Origin of the sequence: Methylobacterium sp. 092160098-2, from assembly GCF_028920805.1 — a bacterium.
In the GTDB taxonomy this organism is placed as follows: Bacteria; Pseudomonadota; Alphaproteobacteria; order Rhizobiales; family Beijerinckiaceae; genus Methylobacterium; species Methylobacterium fujisawaense.
The window spans coordinates 112,358-130,075 of record NZ_JAQPZJ010000001.1 but is presented as its reverse complement, the minus strand read 5'-3'; the positions used below and the strand labels follow the sequence as shown (position 1 = coordinate 130,075).

The 17,718-nt window shown below is 67.4% G+C and carries 16 protein-coding genes; 8 read left to right on the top strand and 8 right to left on the bottom strand.

Annotated elements, in window-relative coordinates; all coding sequences use genetic code 11:
• Positions 1-62 precede the first annotated feature (62 nt).
• The 4 genes from PQI07_RS00630 to PQI07_RS00615 all read left to right on the top strand — a co-directional run bounded on the left by PQI07_RS00630 (position 63) and on the right by PQI07_RS00615 (position 4,257).
• Complete coding sequence (locus PQI07_RS00630; protein ID WP_274925817.1) at positions 63-875, top strand: oxidoreductase; 813 nt, start codon at positions 63-65, stop codon at positions 873-875.
• A gap of 68 nt (positions 876-943) precedes the next feature.
• Positions 944-2,392: an MATE family efflux transporter gene (locus tag PQI07_RS00625; protein WP_274927663.1), complete on the top strand. Its 1,449-nt coding sequence runs from the start codon at positions 944-946 to the stop codon at positions 2,390-2,392.
• Positions 2,389-3,039, top strand: a complete 651-nt coding sequence (locus tag PQI07_RS00620) for a PaaI family thioesterase (RefSeq protein WP_274925816.1) — start codon at positions 2,389-2,391, stop codon at positions 3,037-3,039. Before PQI07_RS00625 ends, PQI07_RS00620 begins: the two co-directional genes overlap by 4 nt.
• A gap of 39 nt (positions 3,040-3,078) precedes the next feature.
• Entirely contained in the window at positions 3,079-4,257 is a 1,179-nt protein-coding gene (locus PQI07_RS00615; RefSeq protein WP_274925815.1) for a thiolase family protein, read from the top strand.
• A gap of 211 nt (positions 4,258-4,468) precedes the next feature.
• Here the strand turns inward: PQI07_RS00615 and PQI07_RS00610 are convergent, their stop codons facing one another.
• A complete protein-coding gene (locus tag PQI07_RS00610) occupies positions 4,469-5,194 on the bottom strand; it encodes an SDR family oxidoreductase (RefSeq protein WP_274925814.1) in 726 nt (241 codons plus the stop codon).
• A 232-nt stretch (positions 5,195-5,426) separates the two neighbouring features.
• On the opposite strand from PQI07_RS00610, the gene PQI07_RS00605 reads away from it, so the two are divergent.
• Entirely contained in the window at positions 5,427-6,410 is a 984-nt protein-coding gene (locus tag PQI07_RS00605) for a GlxA family transcriptional regulator (RefSeq protein ID WP_274925813.1), read from the top strand.
• Positions 6,411-6,502: 92 nt separating this feature from the next.
• Here PQI07_RS00605 and PQI07_RS00600 read toward each other — a convergent pair whose 3' ends face one another.
• The 6 genes from PQI07_RS00600 to PQI07_RS00575 form a co-directional block, all read right to left on the bottom strand.
• Positions 6,503-7,738 (bottom strand): multidrug effflux MFS transporter, encoded by a 1,236-nt coding sequence (locus tag PQI07_RS00600; protein WP_274925812.1) that lies wholly within the window; start codon positions 7,736-7,738, stop codon positions 6,503-6,505.
• Positions 7,739-7,776: 38 nt separating this feature from the next.
• Positions 7,777-8,760 carry an aldo/keto reductase gene (locus PQI07_RS00595; RefSeq protein ID WP_274925811.1) on the bottom strand — a complete coding sequence of 328 codons (984 nt, stop codon included), beginning with the start codon at positions 8,758-8,760 and terminating at the stop codon, positions 7,777-7,779.
• A 38-nt stretch (positions 8,761-8,798) separates the two neighbouring features.
• Positions 8,799-9,194, bottom strand: a complete 396-nt coding sequence (locus PQI07_RS00590) for a (R)-mandelonitrile lyase (protein WP_274925810.1) — start codon at positions 9,192-9,194, stop codon at positions 8,799-8,801.
• Between the two features lie 141 nt (positions 9,195-9,335).
• A complete protein-coding gene (locus PQI07_RS00585; RefSeq protein ID WP_274925809.1) occupies positions 9,336-9,932 on the bottom strand; it encodes an NAD(P)H-binding protein in 597 nt (198 codons plus the stop codon).
• Positions 9,933-9,963: 31 nt separating this feature from the next.
• Positions 9,964-10,953 carry an aldo/keto reductase gene (locus tag PQI07_RS00580; RefSeq protein ID WP_274925808.1) on the bottom strand — a complete coding sequence of 330 codons (990 nt, stop codon included), beginning with the start codon at positions 10,951-10,953 and terminating at the stop codon, positions 9,964-9,966.
• A 98-nt stretch (positions 10,954-11,051) separates the two neighbouring features.
• Positions 11,052-12,044: an aldo/keto reductase gene (locus PQI07_RS00575; RefSeq protein ID WP_274925807.1), complete on the bottom strand. Its 993-nt coding sequence runs from the start codon at positions 12,042-12,044 to the stop codon at positions 11,052-11,054.
• A gap of 155 nt (positions 12,045-12,199) precedes the next feature.
• Between PQI07_RS00575 and PQI07_RS00570 the strand changes: the two genes are divergently transcribed.
• From PQI07_RS00570 to PQI07_RS00560, 3 genes are all read left to right on the top strand, one after another.
• Entirely contained in the window at positions 12,200-13,093 is an 894-nt protein-coding gene (locus tag PQI07_RS00570) for a LysR family transcriptional regulator (protein WP_274925806.1), read from the top strand.
• 744 nt (positions 13,094-13,837) lie between these two features.
• The gene (locus tag PQI07_RS00565) at positions 13,838-14,245 is read left to right on the top strand and encodes a hypothetical protein (RefSeq protein WP_274925805.1); all 408 of its coding nucleotides are present in this window, start codon (positions 13,838-13,840) and stop codon (positions 14,243-14,245) included.
• Positions 14,246-14,458: 213 nt separating this feature from the next.
• Positions 14,459-14,728 (top strand): hypothetical protein, encoded by a 270-nt coding sequence (locus PQI07_RS00560; protein WP_274925804.1) that lies wholly within the window; start codon positions 14,459-14,461, stop codon positions 14,726-14,728.
• Between the two features lie 663 nt (positions 14,729-15,391).
• Here the strand turns inward: PQI07_RS00560 and PQI07_RS00555 are convergent.
• Positions 15,392-17,491, bottom strand: a complete 2,100-nt coding sequence (locus PQI07_RS00555; protein WP_274925803.1) for a prolyl oligopeptidase family serine peptidase — start codon at positions 17,489-17,491, stop codon at positions 15,392-15,394.
• Positions 17,492-17,718 lie beyond the last annotated feature (227 nt).

Below are 17,718 nucleotides of genomic sequence, written 5' to 3'. Positions count from 1 at the left end.
TATTATGACCATAATCTATATGGCTAACGGTCCCGAGATGGCCGTCTTTGGTGGAGGGCATCGTGGCGCAAACCGAAAGCAAGGTCGCAATCGTGACGGGGGCCGGCTCGGGCATCGGCCTGGAAACCGCTAATTTGTTGGTAGCCGCTGGTTACCGCGTGTTCGGCACGAGCCGGAAGCCCGACCAGAACGTGGGCGGCATCACGATGCTGCCTTGCGACCTGACCTCGGATGCCTCGGTCGCCAGCGTCGTCGAGGCTGTCATATCGCAGCTCGGACGGGTCGACCTTCTGGTCAACAACGCCGGCTTCGGCATCAGCGGCGGCGCCGAGGAATCCTCCGTGAAGCAGGCCCATGCGCTGTTCGACGTCAACCTGTTCGGCGTCATCCGCATGACCCGCGCCGTCCTGCCCTCGATGCGGGCCGGCGGCGGAGGCCGCATCGTGAACATCAGTTCGGCCTACGGCCTCGTCCCGGCCCCGTTCATGGCTCTCTACGCCGCGAGCAAGCACGCGCTCGAAGGATACTCGGAGAGCCTGGACCATGAGGTGAGGACGCAAGGCATCCGCGTGGTCCTCGTCGAGCCGGCCTATACGCGCACCGCCTTCGACCGGAACATGGTCACTCCGGATGCGCCGTTGGCCGTCTACGACGCGGCACGCTCCGGGCACGAGCGCTTCCTACGCGATGTCATGGCGGTCGCCGACGATCCGGCAACCGTAGCCCGGACCGTGATGACGGCGGCGACCGCGGCGGCGCCCAAGACCCGCTACACCGCAGGCAAGACGGCCCGACGGGTCAGCCTGTTGCGTCGCTTCGTGCCGGCGCGCGCCTTCGACAAGAGCTTCCGCAAGCAGATGAGGCTCCCGTCGTGACCGGGGGCGAGCGGCCGGTCGGAGTGTCCCGGGACCAAACCACGACCCATGCGCCTGCGGGCCGACACATCGACATCCGAACCCGGCGGCTGCTCGAAGCGCCGCTGATGCCGACGCTGGCCAGGCTCGCCCTTCCCAACGTGCTCGTCATGCTGGTCCAGTCCTCCATCGGGCTGATCGAGACCTATTTCGTGGCCGGGCTCGGTACCGACGCCTTAGCCGGCATGGCGCTGGTCTTCCCGTTGCTGATGCTCGTCCAGATGGTCTCGGCCGGCGGCATGGGAGGCGGTATCCTTTCGGCCGTCTCCCGCAGCCTCGGAGCCGGGCGGCAGGCCGAGGCCGGGCTTCTCGCCTGGCACGCGGTCGCCCTGGCGGTCGGGCTCGGGCTCGCGACGAGCGTCCTCGCCCTCGGGCTCGGACCTTTCCTCTATGGCCTGATGGGCGGGACGGGCGCCTCGCTCGCCGCGGCGAGCGCCTACTCGGGCGTCGTGTTCTCGGGGGCGGTTCTCCTCTGGCTGTTCAACGCCCTGTCGGCCGTGATCCGAGGCACCGGCAACATGGTGCTTCCGGCCCTCGTGATGTGCGTCGGCGCGGTGGTGCTGATCCCCCTGTCGCCGGCCCTCATCTTCGGTTGGGGGCCGTTCCCGCGCCTTGGGATCGCGGGAGGCGGGTACGCGGTCGTGGCGTATTACGCCGCCGGAAGCGCCGTGTTCGCCGCCTACCTCTGGTCCGGCCGGGGCGTCCTGCGACCCCAACCCTCCATCCCGAGGCTGACCTGGGCTCCCTCGCGGGAGATCCTGCGGATCGGTGCGCTGTCCGCGCTCTCCGCCGCGACGACGAACGTCACGATCATCGCCGTGACGGGTTTCGTGGGAGCCGCCGGTCCGGGGGCGGTCGCCGGATACGGTACCGGTGCCCGGTTGGAATACCTCTTGGTGCCGCTCGTCTTCGGCCTCGGCTCGCCCGTCGCCGCCATCGTCGGCACCGCGTTGGGAGCGGGGGCGGTGGGTCGCGCTCGACAGGCGGCCTGGACGGGTGCGCTGGTCGCCGGTCTGCTGACGGAAGTCATCGGGCTTGCCGCGGCGTGGCATCCCACGGCGTGGCTGGGCCTGTTCGGCCAGGATCCTCAGTTCCTGACCACCGGCTCGCTGTACCTGCGGATCGTCGGCCCCTTCTACGGATTGTTCGGCTTCGGCCTCGCTCTCTACTTCGCGGGGCAGGGTGCCGGCCGGGTGGGCTGGCCCCTGGTCGCGAGCATCCTCCGCATGGCGGTCTCGCTCGGCGGTGCGTGGCTCGCCCTCGCGTTCGGGTTCGGGCTCCCAGGCATCTTCGCCGCCCTGGCATCCGGGCTCGTCGCGATGGGCGTCGTCAACGCCGCGGCCTACGCCAGAGGCTCCACGATTCCCCTCCCGAGCCCGACAGAACAGCCAGGGCTCGGGGCGCCCATCGGCTCCGGTTCCGGGGAGGCGCCCGGACGTGACCACCTTCATTCCGTGCAGACAGGAACAGTACGATGATCGTGCCTCGCACCGACCGGCCGCAGCTCGCGGGAAAGCTCGCGGAGGCGACGCCTCGAACCAAAACCTTCTCCTGGGCCGACCCGCGCGCCATCGCCAGGGCCGGCCATGGTCTCGCCGGCCTCGACTTCCTCCACGCGCTGATGGCGGGCGAGATCCCGCCACCGCCCGCGGTCGCGTTGCTCGACATCGACCTCGTGGCGGCCGAGGCCGGCCGGGTGACGATGTCCATGCGAGCGCAGGAGTACCTCTACAACCCGCTCGGATCCGTCCACGGAGGGCTCATCGCGACGTTGATGGATAGCGTCATGGGCTGTGCAGTGCATTCCACCCTGCCGTTGGGCCGCGGCTTCACCACGCTCGAAATCAAGGTGAACTACCTTCGCGCCGTCACAGAGGCATCGGGACTGGTGACCGCGGTCGGGCGCGTGGTCCACTCCGGTCGCCAGCAGGCCGTCGCAGAGGCGAGCCTGACCGACGAGGCGTCGCGCCTCTGCGCGACCGCCACCACCACCTGCCTCCTTTTCGATCTCCCCGACCAAGATCGTGCGAGGCCTTCGGTCGGCTCGCAAAGGACAATGGAGCGAGAGCCGAAGCCTCAAGACGACCGGCGATGGGATGCTTCCGATTGGATGAAGCCTTGCTGAAGCAGACCGTTTCAAGCTGATGATAGGAGTGAGCAGGCCATGCGTGACATCGTTCTCTGTAGTCCGGTCCGAACGGCAATCGGCGCCTATTCGGGTAGCCTCAAGGGCGTCGCGGCAACGGAGCTTGGGGCGGCCGCGATCCGCGAAACGCTGCGGAGGTCGGGTCTCGACGCCGCCAAGCTGGGAAGCGTGACGATGGGCAACGTCGTCCAGGCCGGCAACCGCATGAACCCGGCCCGTCAGGCGTCGGTGAACGGCGGCGTCCCCGTCGCGGTGCCGGCGATGACGGTGAACCGCGTCTGTGGCTCCGGCGCCCAAGCCATCGCGACGGCGGCCGACGAGATCCGTCTCGGCCATCACGACGTCGCCGTCGCGGGCGGCATGGAGAACATGGACCGGGCCCCGTACCTGATGGAGAGCGGACGCTGGGGCCATCGCATGGGCCATGCGGAGATCCTCGACAGCATGCTGCACGACGGGCTCAACGACGCCTTCTCCGGCAAGCATTCCGGTTGGCACACCGAGGACCTCGCGAAGGAATCGCAGATCAGCCGCGAGGCCCAGGATGCCTGGGCCGCCCGCTCCCAGGCGCGGTTCGCCAAGGTTCAGGCCATGGGCGTTTTCGACGCCGAGATCGCTCCGGTCGAGATCAAGTGGCGAAAGGGCACCGAGACCTTCGCGAAGGACGAGGCGCCGCGTCCGGACACGACGGTCGAGACGCTGGCGAAGCTGAAGCCGGCCTTCCGCAGCGACGGGACGATCACCGCCGGCAACGCCCCCGGCCTCAACTCAGGCGCGGCGGCCATGATCGTCGCGGAACGGCGTTTCGCCGAGGCCGAGGGGTTGCTCGCCTTCGGGCGCCTCGTCGCCCACGGGGTCGGGGCCTGCGAACCAGGGATGTTCGGGCTCGGTCCGGTTCCCGCCTTCCGCCAAGCGCTGGAACGGGCGGGCTGGTCGCTCGGCGACGTCGAGCGGGTCGAGATCAACGAAGCCTTCGCGGTCGTCCCGCTGGCCGTGGCGCAGGCCCTGGGCCTGCCCGAGGACATCGTGAACGTCGAGGGTGGCGCGATTGCCCATGGCCACCCCATCGGCGCCACCGGCGCGGTGCTCACGACCCGCCTTCTTCATTCCATGAAGCGGGACGGCATCCGGCGAGGGCTGGTCACCCTCTGCATCGGCGGTGGCCAAAGCATCGCCCTGGCCGTGGAAGCGTTGTGAGGAACTTCGCGGACCGACACACGGCTCGGTGCACTTTTTGAGCCGGACGCGTTCGCAGGATCGCCCGCGAATGCGCGATGGGGAAACTCGATCCTCGTCTCTGCCGTCTTCGTGATCCTTCCGCCGCGGGCACTGCCGCGGCGGTCCTTTGTTGACCCTGGAGCGGTCGGGCGCTGTCAGGCTCGGATCGGGTCGGCGGACAGCATGTCGTTCAGGCCCTTGAAGAAGGCGTGCTCCCGTCGGTCGCGATGCTGTGGCGGGCTTGGCGGACGAAGTCGACGACAACCTCCTCGTCGTCCAGCGCCAGCTTTTCCATGGTCTGCTCTACGAACGCGGCCAGCGGCATCGCGCGCGCATCGCCCTTGGCTGGGACGAGATCAGTGTCGACCCACGGCGGCGCGATTTCCTGCACCCGCACGGACGTATCGCGGAGCATGTAGCGTTGGGACATCGAGTAGCTGTGCAGCGCCGCCTTGCTCGCCGAGTAGACGGCGGCGGACGCGAGCGGCGCGAAGGCCAGCAGGGACGTCGTATTGAGGATCACGGCGCGCGGCTGTGCCTTCAGGTGTCCGATCAGGGCCGACGTCATGCGGATCGGCCCGAGGAGGTTGGTCGTGAGCACGTCGTGCGCGACCGTATCGTCGACCGGAGCGCCGGCGTCGTCGAACGGCATAAAGCCGGCGTTGTTGAACAGGACGTTGAGGTTGGGAAACCGCTCGGTCGCTTCCCGCGCCGTCGCGGCGATGCTGCCGGGGTCGGCGATGTCGAGGACGATGCCGGCCATGCCGGGATTGGCTGCGGTGATCTCGTCGAGGAGGCCCTTTCGGCGACCTGCGACGATCACTTGGTTACCGCGCGCGTGGGACGCCTCGGCCATGGCGCGGCCGATCCCGGACGTCCCGCCGGTGACCAGGATGGTGTTGCCGGTGAGTTGCATGATGGTTCTCCGCACGCTGTCCGCGGCGGGCGCGGACGGCTCGTTCGACGGTTTCGGCGAGCGCGAACGGCGGCACGGATGAGGCCTTGGGCCACTTCCGAGCGGTCGTTCCGGCCCGGAGACCGGTGCGTCGTTCGCCGGCCACCCGAGGCTTATGAAGCCCCTGGCCGATGGCCGAAATGACGGATAGACTACGTTTTTAGGACGCGCTGGATTTCGGAGGTCACCGCCGATGCCTGAGGTCGGAATGCTCGTCCTTCCGGGCTTTCAGTTCATCTCGCTTGCGGCTCAGACCGTGTTCGAGATCGCGAACAACGTCGCCGGCGAACGCTACTACTCGCTGCGGCTCCTCTCCCTGGACGGCGGCCTCGTGGCGTCGTCGACGGGGTTCCGGATGGAGACGGAGTCCCTTGCCTCGGTGGATGAGGTCGACACGCTGCTGCTGATGGCCGGCACCGGATTGCCGGGCGCCCTCGGACGGGACCATCTCGCCCATCTGAACGACCATATCCGTCGCGCGCGGCGCACCGCGGGGATCTGTACGGGAGCGTTCCTGCTGGCGCAGGCAGGCGTTCTCGACGGCCGCCGGGCGACGACGCATTGGTATTACGCGCGGCGGATGCGCGAGGACTTCCCCGCCATCCTGGTGGAAGAGGACCGGATCTTCATCAACCAGGGCAACATCTGGACGTCGGCTGGCCTTACGGCCGGCCTCGATCTCGCAGTGGCGCTCGTCGAGCAGGATCTCGGTTTCGAGGTCGCGCGATCCGTCTCGCGCAAGCTGGTCATGCATCACCGCCGCGCCGGCGGACAATCCCAGCACTCGGAATTGCTCGACTTGGCGCCCCGTACCGACCGTATCCAGACCGTCCTGAACTACGCGAAAAAGAACCTGAGCAATCCGCTGACCGTCGAGGAACTGGCAGGAGCGGCGGCGCTCAGCCCCAGGCAGTTCAGCCGGGCTTTCCGCGCTGCCACGGGACGGTCACCGGGGAAAGTCGTCGAGCAACTCCGCTTGGAGGCCGCGCGGATCATGCTGGAAGAGAGCCGGCATCCGATGGAGGCCGTCGCGCAGGAGACCGGTTTCGGAGATCCTCGAAGGATGCGGGAGGCTTTCGTGCGGCATTACGGGCAACCCCCTCAGGTGCTGAGGCAGCAGTCGCGCAGGGAGGCCGACCCAGCCGGGCGGCCACGCGAGAACGCGCTCCGGCAATGAGCACGCCAGCCGGTCGAGAGGACCCGGCATCGTTCGCTTCTCCACCGCTGCGGCCGTCGCGGCATCGCTCCTGCCCGATTGTCGGTCTCCGCCTAGCGGTTCGGAGCCGCCGTGCGGTTGACGGCAAGAGCGCACGAGGCGCTGCCGATGCCGGCGAGCGCGATGACCAAGCCCATCGGCCACGGCGTTCCATCCGCGAAGGCACCGACGAGGCCGGCGCCGAGAATCCCGCTGCCATAGTGAAGCGATCCAACCAGCGCCGAGACGGCGCCCGCCCGCTCGGGAAAGGTGTCGAGCGCCGCGGCGATGGAGTTGGCGACGATGAACCCGGTCGCCGTGATGAACAAGAAGAGCGACGTCACCAGCCCGACGAGGCCTCCCCAACCCGTCCACGCAGCAAGCGCGACGGCGAGGCCGGCCAAGGCCGCCCCGAGCGTGCCCAGCGTGAGCAGGCGCTCGCCCCCCGTCCGCCGGACGAGCCGCGCGTTCAGCAGATTCGCCGCCATGATGCCGAGGATGCCCATGCCGAACAGCAGGCCGTAGACCTGCGGGCTCACGTGGTGGACGGTGATGTAGGCGCCGGGCGAGCCGGCGATGTAGGCGAACATACCGCCGTAGAAGAAGCCGCCGGCGCCGGCATAGGCCAGCAGCCGCGGCTCGCGCAGCAGGAGGCCGTACCGGGCGAAGGCGCGGGCCAGCGGTTCGCGGTTGCGCCGCTCGTCCGGCAGGGTCTCCGGCAGCGTCGCGAGCGCCGCGAGGGTTAGCAGGCCGACGCCCACCAGCAGCCAGAAGATCGCCCGCCAGCCGGCGAGCGCGAGAACCTGGCCGCCGAGGAGGGGCCCGAGCAGCGGCGCTACGGCCATGACGGTCATCAGCGTGGAGAGCATCGAGGCGGCGCGATGCCCGGCGTAGAGGTCGCGGACCATCGCCCGGGACAGCACCACGCCGGCGCAGGCGCCGACCGCCTGGACGATGCGCCAGGCGACGAGGTGTCCGGCGGTCCCCGACATGGCGCAGCCGGCCGAGCCGAGCACGAACAACGTCAAGCCGAACGCCACCGGGCCACGCCGCCCGTGCCGGTCGCCTAGCGGCCCCCAGACCAGCTGCCCCAGGCTGAAGCCGATCAGGTAGCCCGCGACGGTGAGTTCCATGGTGCCGGCGTCGGAGCCGAGCCCGGTCGCCATGGCCGGGAGCGCCGGGAGATACAGGTCGGTCGAGATCGAGGCGAAGCCCATCAGGGCGCTGAGCACGCCGAGCACCCGCCAGCCGTGCGTCGTCGGGGGAGCAGCCCCGGGCTTTGCCTCGGCGACGGATGCGGCGTCAATCATGGTGGGCTGACCCTGGGCTGTCTCGAACCGGGAGGACGTCAGCGCCCGACGCGCTGCTGCAACTGCGCCGGGTATCGTTCACCCACGACCTCGACCCCGGCGAGCGCGTCCTCGATGGCGGCGAGGTCGTCGGCGGTCAGTGTGACGTCGGCTGCGGCGACGTTCTCCTCCAGGCGATGGAGCTTGGTCGTACCCGGAATCGGGACGATCCAGGGCTTCCGGGCGAGCAACCACGCCAGCGCGATCTGCGCGTTGGTCGCCCCGTGCCCGGCGGCGATCTCGCCGAGCCGCGTGACCAGCGCTTGGTTGGCCTTGCGGTTCTCCTCCGAGAAGCGGGGCACGATGTTGCGGAAGTCGGTCTTGTCGAAGGTCGTGCCCTCGTTGATGGCGCCGGTCAGGAACCCCTTGCCGAGGGGGCTGAACGGCACGAACCCGATGCCGAGCTCCTCGCAGACCGGCAGGACCGTGGTCTCCGGCTCGCGCCACCACAGGGAATACTCGCTCTGAAGGGCCGCCACCGGCTGCACTGCGTGAGCCTTGCGGATGCTTTCGACGCCGGCCTCCGACATGCCGAAGTGCCTGACCTTGCCCTCTCGGATCAGGTCGCGGACGGTGCCGGCCACGTCTTCCATCGGCACCGCCGGATCGACGCGGTGCTGGTAGAGCAGGTCGATGTGGTCGGTGCCCAGGTTCAGGAGGGAGGCTTCCGTGACCGCGCGGATGTTGTCCGGCCGGCTGTTCACGCCCTTCATGGCGTCGCCGTCCAGGAAGCCGAACTTGGTCGCGATCACCACCTTGTCGCGGAACGGTGCCAGGGCCTCGCCGACCACCTCCTCGTTGGCGCCCTGGGAGTAGGCCTCGGCGGTGTCGAAGAAGGTGACGCCACGCTCGTAGGCGGCGCGGATCAGCGCGATGGCGGCCGATTTCTCGGTCGCGGGGCCGTAGCCGAAGCTCAAGCCCATGCAGCCGAGGCCGAGGGCGGATACTTCGAGGCCGCATTTACCAAGGGTACGTGTCTTCATTTGATTGCTCCGGATCGGGGGTCGGGACGTCCGGGCGCTCACGCCCGGTATTGCTCGTCGGTGACGTGTTCCAGCCAGTCGACGGACTTGCCTTCGAGCTTCTCCGCGATGGCGACGTGGCTCATGGCGGTGTCGGCCGTCGCGCCGTGCCAATGCCTCTCGCCGGGTGCGAACCAGACGATGTCGCCGGGCCGGATCTCCTCGACCGGTCCATCCTCGCGCTGGACCCAGCCCAGGCCGGACACGACCAAAAGGGTCTGGCCGAGCGGGTGGGTGTGCCAGGCCGTGCGGGCGCCCGGCTCGAAGGTCACGGTCGCGCCCGCGACCCGGGCCGGCTCGCTGCCCTGGAAGGGGGCGTCAATGCGGACGGAACCCGTGAACCACTCGGCCGGCCCTTTGGCCGACGCCTGCGAGCCGCTGCGCTTGATGTCCATGGGCATCACCTTCGTTTCGTGGCCCGCCGACGGTGCGGCGGGAACGAGTTGAAGTTAGGCCTCCGTCGAACTTGGCATTAGCCCATCAAAACCGCATGTGGTTATGAGCGATGCTCATCAGTGCGGCGGAACATTCGTGCATCAGGCCGTCGCGTGGACACCGAGGCTCTCGCACGAATTCAGGCCGGGGGTGGTGGCGGTCCTGATCACGAGGTCGGCGACGCTCCTGCGCGAGACGGTGGCGTTCGCGTTGACGAAGGCCTCGCCTTTACGGGTCGTGCCATAGGCGATGGAGTTTCGGTCGTTGAGCCAGGCGGGCCTGAGAAGGGTGTAGTCGAGCTCGGACGCCTCGATGATCGCGGCCGCCTTGCGGTACGGGTCGAGCACGCTTCCGTACCGCTCGCCCGGGACCTCGTCGTAGATGCCCATCGAGCTGACGAAGATCAGCCTCCGGACACCGGCTGCCTTCATGGCCCGGACGATGGTCTGCGCCTGCCGTTCCATCGGACCGGACAGGTTGGCGTAGACGACCTGCTGTCCCGCCATGGCGCCCGTCACCCTCGCCTCGTCGAGGACGTCGCCCTCCACCAGGCGGACCCGAGCATTGCCGTCGAGGCCCCGCAGACGGCGGGCCTTGCGGAGGTACAGCGTCAACTCGGCATCCGTGTCCTTCAAGAACAGGTCGGTCGCCACGCGGGCGATCTGCCCGTTGGCGCCGAGGATCACGACCTTGGTCATGCTTACATCCTCCCTTCGCGGGCGGCCGGGTTCAGCGGTACGAGAACTGGAGGACGGCCTGGGGTAAGCGGGCGCCTGCCACGGTGATCTTCGAGGCGGCGGCCTCGATCTCGTCCATGTCCCCGGCGGTGAGCGTCACCGACGCTGCACCGAGGTTCTCCTCGACCCGGTCGAGCCTGCGCGTCCCGGGGATGGGCACGATGAAGGGCGCGCGCGCCAGCAACCATGCCAGGGCGACCTGGGCCGGGGTCGCACCCTTGGCCTCGGCGAAGCGGCGCAGGAGATCCACCAGATCCTGGTTGGCCGCCTTCGCCTCCGGGGTGAATCGGGGGGAATTCGCGCGGAAGTCGCCGGCCCCGTGGCTCGTGCCAGGGTCGACCGTGCCGGTCAGGAAGCCCGCGCCGAGCGGGCTCCACGGCACGAAGCCGATGCCGAGTTCCCTGCATAGGGGTAGGATCTCCGGCTCGGGATCGCGGGTCCAAAGCGAATACTCGCTCTGGATGGCGGCCACGGGCAGCACGGCGTGGGCCCGGCGGATGGTCGCTGCGGCGGCCTCGGACAACCCGAAATGCCTGACCTTACCTTCGGCGACCAAGTCCTTCACCGCGCCGGCGACGTCCTCGATGGGGACCTCCGGGTCGACGCGGTGTTGGTAGAGCAGGTCGATGGTCTCGACCCTCAGGCGCCGCAGCATGCCTTCGACCGCCCGCTTCACGTGGGCCGGCTTGCTGTTCAGGCCGGGACGCCGCTCGCCGGTCTCAAGGTCGATGTTCCAGCCGAACTTGGTGGCGATGACGACCTCGTCGCGAATTGGGGCCAGCGCCTCCCCGACGAGGTCCTCGTTGGTGAACGGACCATAGGACTCGGCGGTATCGAACAGCGTCACGCCGCGCTCGTGCGCGCTGCGGATGACGCGGATGGCCTCGGAACGTTCGGGCGAGGCTCCGTAATAGTTCGCGAAGCTCATCGTGCCGTAGCCGAGCTCGGAGACGGCCAGGGGGCCGAGGTTTCGGATCTTCATGGTCGGGTTCCTGTTTGTCGGGACGCGGCCGGGGCAGTTCGGCTCCGGCCGCGGGCGCCCTCGTCCGCAGCAAAGCAGCGAAGGAAGGCGCGTTGGGTTCAGCGGTCGATGGCGGCGTCGAGTGCCTCGGACAGGGGCGCGCCCTTGATGTCGATGGCGGCGAAGGCCGCGTCGATCTCGGCGAGGTCGCCCGGCGTCAGGTCGAGGTCGGCGGCCGCGAGGTTGTCGTCGAGGTGGGTGACCTTGGTGCCGCCGGGGATGGGCACGATCCACGGCTTCTGGGCTATCAGCCAGGCCAGCGCGATCCGCGCGGGGCTGCTGCCCTTCCGGGCGGCGAGGTCCTTCAGGAAGTCGACGACCTTGAAGTTCGCCTCCAGCGCCTCGGGGGTGAACCGGGGGAAATCCTTGCGCAGGTCGTTCGGGTCGTCGAAGCGCATGCCGCGGGTGATGGCGCCGGTCAGGAAGCCCTGGCCGAGCGGGCCCCAGGCGACGAGGCCGATCCCGAGTTCCTCGCAGAGCGCGAACTTGGTCCGCTCGGGCTCGCGCATCCATAGCGAGTAGTGGTCTTGGATGGCGGCCACCGGCTGGACGGCATGCGCCTTCCGGATGTTCTCGGCGCTCGCCTCGGACAGGCCGAGGTGGCCGACCTTACCCTCGCCGATCAGGTCCTTCACGGCGCCCGCGACGTCCTCCATCGGCACGACCGGATCGACGCGGTGCTGGTACAGCAGGTCGATCCGGTCCGTGCGAAGGCGCTTCAGGGAGGCCTCGACGACCGCGCGGACGCGCTCCGGCCGGCTGTTCAGGCCGACCATCTCGCCGGCGTCGTTGATGTCGAAACCGAACTTCGTGCAGACCAGAACCCGGTCGCGTACCGGTTGCAGGGCCTCGCCGACGAGGTCCTCGTTGGCAAAAGGCCCGTAGGCCTCCGCGGTATCGAACAGGGTGACGCCGCGGTCGGCGGCCGTGCGGATGACCCGTATGGCCTCGGCGCGGTCGGTGGCCGGCCCGAGGCCGAAGCTCAGGCCCATGCAGCCAAGGCCGATGGCCGAGACATCCAGGCCGCTGCGTCCGAGTTGGCGCGTCTTCATCGTTCCATCCTCGACAATGCCTCGAAGGCCCGTCCCTGCCGGTTTTCTGGGGATCCGGTCGGCGTCGCCCGCCGGGGATGGCGAGGAACCTATCCGGGATGGAGCAATCGGATTAGACGCGCAAAGTCGAATGGGGCTATGAGTGAGGCTCATCAGTGGCGCGCGAGAACCTGAACGACCTTGCGGCTTTCCTGGCGGTCGCGCGCGAGGGCAGCTTCACCCGCGCGGCGGCCAAGCTCGGCGTGTCCCAATCGGCGCTGAGCCACTCGCTCAAGGGGCTGGAGGCGCGCCTCGGCGTCAGGCTCCTGACCCGGACGACCCGAAGCGTCTCGCCGACGGAGGCTGGTGAGCGTCTGGTGCGGACCCTCGCGCCGCGCTTCGACGAGATCGACGCCGAACTCGCCGCGCTGACCGAGTACCGCGAGAAGCCGGCCGGAAACGTCCGGATCTCGGCGGGCGAACACGCGGCCGAGACCATCGTCTGGCCGGCCCTGGAGCGGCTGCTGCCTGAGTACCCCGACGTGACCGCGGAGGTCGTCGTCGACAACGGCCTGACCAACATCGTTGCCGAGCGCCTGGATGCGGGCGTCCGGCTCGGGGAGCAGGTCGAGAAGGACATGATCGCGGTCCCCATCGGGCCGGACCTGCGCATGGCCGCGGTCGCGGCGCCTGGGTACTTCGAGAAGCGCCCCCAGCCGCGCGCGCCCGACGACCTGACCGGGCACGCGTGCATCAACCTGCGCTTGCCGACGCGTGGCGGGCTCTACGCCTGGGAGTTCGAGAAGGGCTCGCGCGTGTTGAACGTGCGGGTCGAGGGACCGCTGGTGGTCAACACCGGCTCGATGGCGTTGAAGGCGGCCCTTGGCGGGTTGGGTATAGCCTATCTCCCCGAGGATCGGGTCCGAGTCGATCTCGATGGTGGCCGACTTTTGCGGGTGCTCTCCGACTGGTGCCCGTCTTTCCCGGGTTATTACCTGTATTACCCAAGCCGGCGTCAGCCCACGCCCGCCTTCGCGATGCTGGTCGACGCGCTCCGATATAGGGCCTGATCACGTATCGAATGACTCGCGCAATCATGGCTTCGGCCGTGATCAGCCACCCATGCCGGCAGCTGATACTGGTGGCGTCCAGGGTGGTTTATGTTTGCTAATTCAACCAATGCCCGCTTAGCGAAAGCCCTGGTAGATTTCGTTTGATTTAATTAGACGCGAGGTTCCCAGAGAACCGATCTGGCACACGTCCGCTCTTAGGATCCGCATGGCCGCGCAAGAGCGACCGCGTTTGGTCGGTAGGAGGCCGTCCGCTTTTGCGGCTGGGCTGCTCCGAAGCAGCCATTCCGCTTACGGCCACTTCCGGCCTTGCTGGCTGGCGCGACTGAACGGCTAGGTTGGGTGGTTTTCTGCCGGTCTGCCTTCGGGCAGTGATCGATGGAAGCGGACATCGTCTCCGTGCCCGCCCACAACCCTCCGCCGAAGCCAAAACGTCCGCTTGTAGGCGGCACAATGAGACAGAAACTTACCGCTGGGACGAGTGGAAAGCGGGCGTGGAGTAAGGCACCATCTAAACGGGCGCGATGATAGGTCACCCTGATGACAGCTACGTTTGTGCGTGTGTCTCTCGCTGCGACAGCTGTTGCTTTCGCGGTAAGTTGCCTCCCCGTCCATGCGCAGGCTCCGCAAGCCCAAGCTAACCTGTCGAGCCGCGACCGAGAGGCTCGGGAGGTTTTTAGGGCAGTGATCGCCAAGGAGGCAGCGCCTGGACGTTGTCGATATGGCACCGATTGGGATCGAACCATGCTCGACGCTGACAGCATGCGCGTCGTCCGTGCCGAGGTAGGGAGTACCGTGCGGCCCACGACGGGAGACTTCCGCGCAATCGTCGATCCCGACCAACGTGCCGATGCAACCGCCTTCTGCACGGACGCGGAGTTGGGGAGCTACACGGCCGAGCGCATTGCGGAATTCGAGGCTAGCTCGGAGCCGAATATGCAGATTGATCGTAGGCTCTTCCACTACCCGATCTTCGATCAATCCCGGACCAAAGCTGTCGTGGTGGTGACCCATCTTGTTCTCGATGGCCGATTTCACTCGTCCGGCAAAATCGGCCGTCATCCCGCCGGGCTGGGTGTGGCGGCCCAGGTTTACAGGAAGGTCGGCGGTAGCTGGCGTTTCCTGCGATCTCACCTCCTCGGAATTTCCTGAGCCAAAAACAGGCGGAAGATCCGCGAAGGGTGGTTTTCCGCCGGTCGGCGTCCAGGCGAATGATTCATCGAAGCGAACATCATGGAACGCCAGTTCGCGACCCGCGGCAAGTTCGTTAAACCTAAGATAGGGAGAGATGCACGTACTTTTTGCTTACGTTTTGCCACTAAGATTTTCGGACTGCGACTATAATAAAACTGAGCGAGCATCGGAATGATTTTATTTACCGCTCCAATTTTCTCTCTGATCGGCGGTTTCGTCCTGGGCTACCTGCGAGGTTTTCAGCGTTCGCGATTTGGATGGCGTGCCAACAGGTTTGCACCGCTCATATTCATAGTGACGGCAGCGATGGCGTACGCCCAAGATCGGATAGACGTGCTGATCATCCTCGTGGCGGGAATTGCAACAAGCTATATCTTTCTGATGCTCGGCATAATTCTTGGCGGCTTATTCGGCCAGCGCACCGGTCGTCTCAGAAGTTAGAAGACCTAAGCTGTATTTACATTTATGCATGATTTCTTACAGGGACATCATATATTGAAACAACTCATCATCACATTGACAATCTCTATTTTGTGTGGCGTATTTGGCATGGCTGCTGTGCTCGCATTTTTCATACACCGGTTTCCTAGACATGATTGGTCGGGGAAACCCATCCCGGAATGCAGTCCTGGTTTATTTAAAAATCAACCCTGCGGACCGGATAATTAGATATAATTGCTTTTAGAATGAAGTCAGTTTTTATATGTCAAGCATCTCCACCTAAAACTGGGTGTCGGCTGACATGTGTCCGCTATCAGGAAGCGGCGACCGCGACCCGCACGCCTGGTATGGGTCGGTAGCAGCCTCTCACGGCAAATGCCAAGCAGTAGCTTCGGCCGCAAGAGCGGCGGCAGGAAACGGTGGATGGTGACGAAATTCTCGTCAGGATGGACGTTGCCGTCGACGACAGGTCGGTGACGTCGACGAACGAGGGACACCGGCGAGATGGCTGCCGCCATTGCGGCGATGGCCGAGTTCATAGTTTGCCGCGGGACAGGCTGACCGCTTTCGGGAGGCCCAAAGAAGGGAAGCCCGAAGAATCGGCAGCACGCCCAACTTGGTTCGGAATCAGACAAGGTGTCTGGACGAGAAGCTACCTGTCGCTCAGGCTTCCGGTAGCGCTGACGCTGACCAGCCGATCGACTGTCTCAGGAAGCTCAGCCCCAGCGCCATGAAAGCGGCGGTCTCGGCGTTGTCCTTGCCGTAGCCGTGCCCTCCAGCCGCAGGCTCGTAGAACGCTGCCGCGTACCCCAGGGCCCGCAGCTTCGCAGCCATCTTGCGCGCGTGGCCGGGATGTACCCGGTCATCCCCGCGGCTCGTCGCCAGCAGGATCGGCGGGTAGGGACGGCCCGCTTCGGCGACGTGGTAGGCCGAGATGCCGCCCAGATACGCCCAGTCGGCCGCGTCGTCCGGATCTCCGTACTCCGCGATCCAGCTCGCGCCAGCCAGGAGCTTGGCGTACCGGCGCATGTCGATCAGTGGGATCGTGCAGAACAGCGCCCCGAACCGTTCGGGAAAGCGCGTCAGCATGTTGGCGATCAGCAGTCCGCCGTTCGATCCGCCCTCCGCCGCGATCCGACCCGGCCGGGTCACGCCGCGTGATACGAGATCCGCCGCCACCGCGGCGAAGTCTTCATGGGCGCGCGCCTTACCCTCCCGGCGACCCACCTCATGCCAGCCGGTGCCGAACTCGCCGCCGCCGCGGATGTTGGCGGTCACGGCGGTCCCACCCCGCTCAAGCCACAGCTTGCCCAGCACGCCCCGATAGACCGGCAACGTCGAAGCCCGAAAGCCACCGTAGGCGGTGAGGTGAACCGGCGCGTCGCCGTCCGTCCCGTCTGGTCCGGTCTGGACATAGGGCACGCGCGTCCCGTCCGATGAGACCGCCTCGTGGCGCGTCACGCGCTGGCCACGCGCGTCGAAGGCCGGGGGCGTCCGACGCAGCACGGTGGGGGCGTCGAGACTGGGCGGAAAGGCCAGCAGCGTCGTGGGTGTGACGGGGTCCTGCACGGTGGCGAGCAGGCTGCCGTCGGCGGTCTCGGCGTGATCATCAAGGGGCCAGACGCCGACGGTGCCGAGCCCGGGCAGCCCAGGCAATGGCCGCCGCGTCCAGCCCTCCGGTCCCCGTTCGCAGACCGTGTAGATCGGCCGCAGGTCGTCGAGGGCGTCCACGATCAGTCGCCCAGCGGACCAGAACACCCCTTGGAGCGCCAACCTATCTCCCGGCCGCCACAGGACCTCGAACGTGCGCTCCCCCGCGAGGAAATCGGGCAGCCCGATCGTCAGGACGGTGTCGGCCGCGTGCTCCACGCCGTCCACGATCCACGGTCGTCGCAGACGCACGGAGAGGCGGTCACGATGCAATTGCACACCCGCGTGCGTGGGCAGGTCGAGGCGCAGGCGCGGGCCTTCGCGGTCGCCGATGTGCAGGGCTGTGTCGAAGAATCCGATCTGCTCGGCGAACGTCAGCCTTTCGACTCCAGTCTGATGGTCCACACCTCCCCAGACGCCCATGCTGCGCGCGGCGGTCTCGAACACGACCGGGGCGTCGAGAGGGTCCGCGCCGCGCCGCCAGAGGCGCACGGTGCGCGCGTAGCCGGACTGCGTGGCCATGCCGGGTCCAAACGCGCTGGATAGAAGCAGCGTGTCGCGGTCGAGCCAGACCGCGCCGCCCTTGGCCTCGGGTAGGATGAAACCGTCCGCGACGAAAGCGCGGGTCGGCAGGTCGAACTCGCGCAGGACGACGGCGTCGCCACCGCCTCGGCTGAGGCGCAGCATCGCGCGGTCGTAGCCATCGCGGAAGGGCACCGACCCTGACCACACCCAGTCCTCGTTCTCGCGCGCGGCGAGCGCGTCGAGGTCGAGCAGGATCTCCCAGACCGGATCGCCTGCGCGGTAGGTCGCCTCGTCGGTCCGCCTCCACAGGCCGCGGGGATGCGCGTCGTCCCGCCAGAAATTGTACAGCAACCCTTCGCGACGGCTGACGAAGGGAATGCGGTCGGGCCGGTCGAGCAGGTCGCGGGCGAGGTCGCGGTCACGGACGAAGGCGGCGTCGCCGTAGCAGGCGAGCGTCTCAGCGGTTCGGGCATCGACCCAGGCGAGGGCATCAACGCCGTCGATCTGCTCCAGCCAGAGGTACGGGTCGTCGTCGGGCCGTGCGCGGGTGGGCCTTGGGTCGAACGGCGTCACGGTCGATGGGCTCATGCTCGTCACAATAGTTCGAGCGCTCGTCGATCACGAGCGGGGGACGATGCGAGCGTTAAGGTGACGCAGTGGGCGGGTGACGAAAATTTCGTCGCGGCTCAACATCACTGCCGACCGCTGGCGACGTCGGCGGCGGCGGCGGACGTCCAGCATCGGAAATACTGGCGACAGCCCCGTCGCCTGATATCGCGGGTGCCCGCCGCGTCGCGTGAAGCCCGTTGGGGCAT

Bases quoted from the DNA above. Each gene is read 5' to 3' on its own strand.
- PQI07_RS00620 (WP_274925816.1), top strand. From the start codon at position 2,389: ATGATCGTGCCTCGCACCGACCGGCCGCAGCTCGCGGGAAAGCTCGCG.
- PQI07_RS00615 (WP_274925815.1), top strand. From the start codon at position 3,079: ATGCGTGACATCGTTCTCTGTAGTCCGGTCCGAACGGCAATCGGCGCC.
- PQI07_RS00610 (WP_274925814.1), bottom strand. From the start codon at position 5,194: ATGCAACTCACCGGCAACACCATCCTGGTCACCGGCGGGACGTCCGGG.
- PQI07_RS00605 (WP_274925813.1), top strand. From the start codon at position 5,427: ATGCCTGAGGTCGGAATGCTCGTCCTTCCGGGCTTTCAGTTCATCTCG.
- PQI07_RS00600 (WP_274925812.1), bottom strand. From the start codon at position 7,738: ATGATTGACGCCGCATCCGTCGCCGAGGCAAAGCCCGGGGCTGCTCCC.
- PQI07_RS00595 (WP_274925811.1), bottom strand. From the start codon at position 8,760: ATGAAGACACGTACCCTTGGTAAATGCGGCCTCGAAGTATCCGCCCTC.
- PQI07_RS00590 (WP_274925810.1), bottom strand. From the start codon at position 9,194: ATGGACATCAAGCGCAGCGGCTCGCAGGCGTCGGCCAAAGGGCCGGCC.
- PQI07_RS00585 (WP_274925809.1), bottom strand. From the start codon at position 9,932: ATGACCAAGGTCGTGATCCTCGGCGCCAACGGGCAGATCGCCCGCGTG.
- PQI07_RS00580 (WP_274925808.1), bottom strand. From the start codon at position 10,953: ATGAAGATCCGAAACCTCGGCCCCCTGGCCGTCTCCGAGCTCGGCTAC.
- PQI07_RS00575 (WP_274925807.1), bottom strand. From the start codon at position 12,044: ATGAAGACGCGCCAACTCGGACGCAGCGGCCTGGATGTCTCGGCCATC.
- PQI07_RS00565 (WP_274925805.1), top strand. From the start codon at position 13,838: ATGCTCGACGCTGACAGCATGCGCGTCGTCCGTGCCGAGGTAGGGAGT.
- PQI07_RS00560 (WP_274925804.1), top strand. From the start codon at position 14,459: ATGATTTTATTTACCGCTCCAATTTTCTCTCTGATCGGCGGTTTCGTC.
- PQI07_RS00555 (WP_274925803.1), bottom strand. From the start codon at position 17,491: ATGAGCCCATCGACCGTGACGCCGTTCGACCCAAGGCCCACCCGCGCA.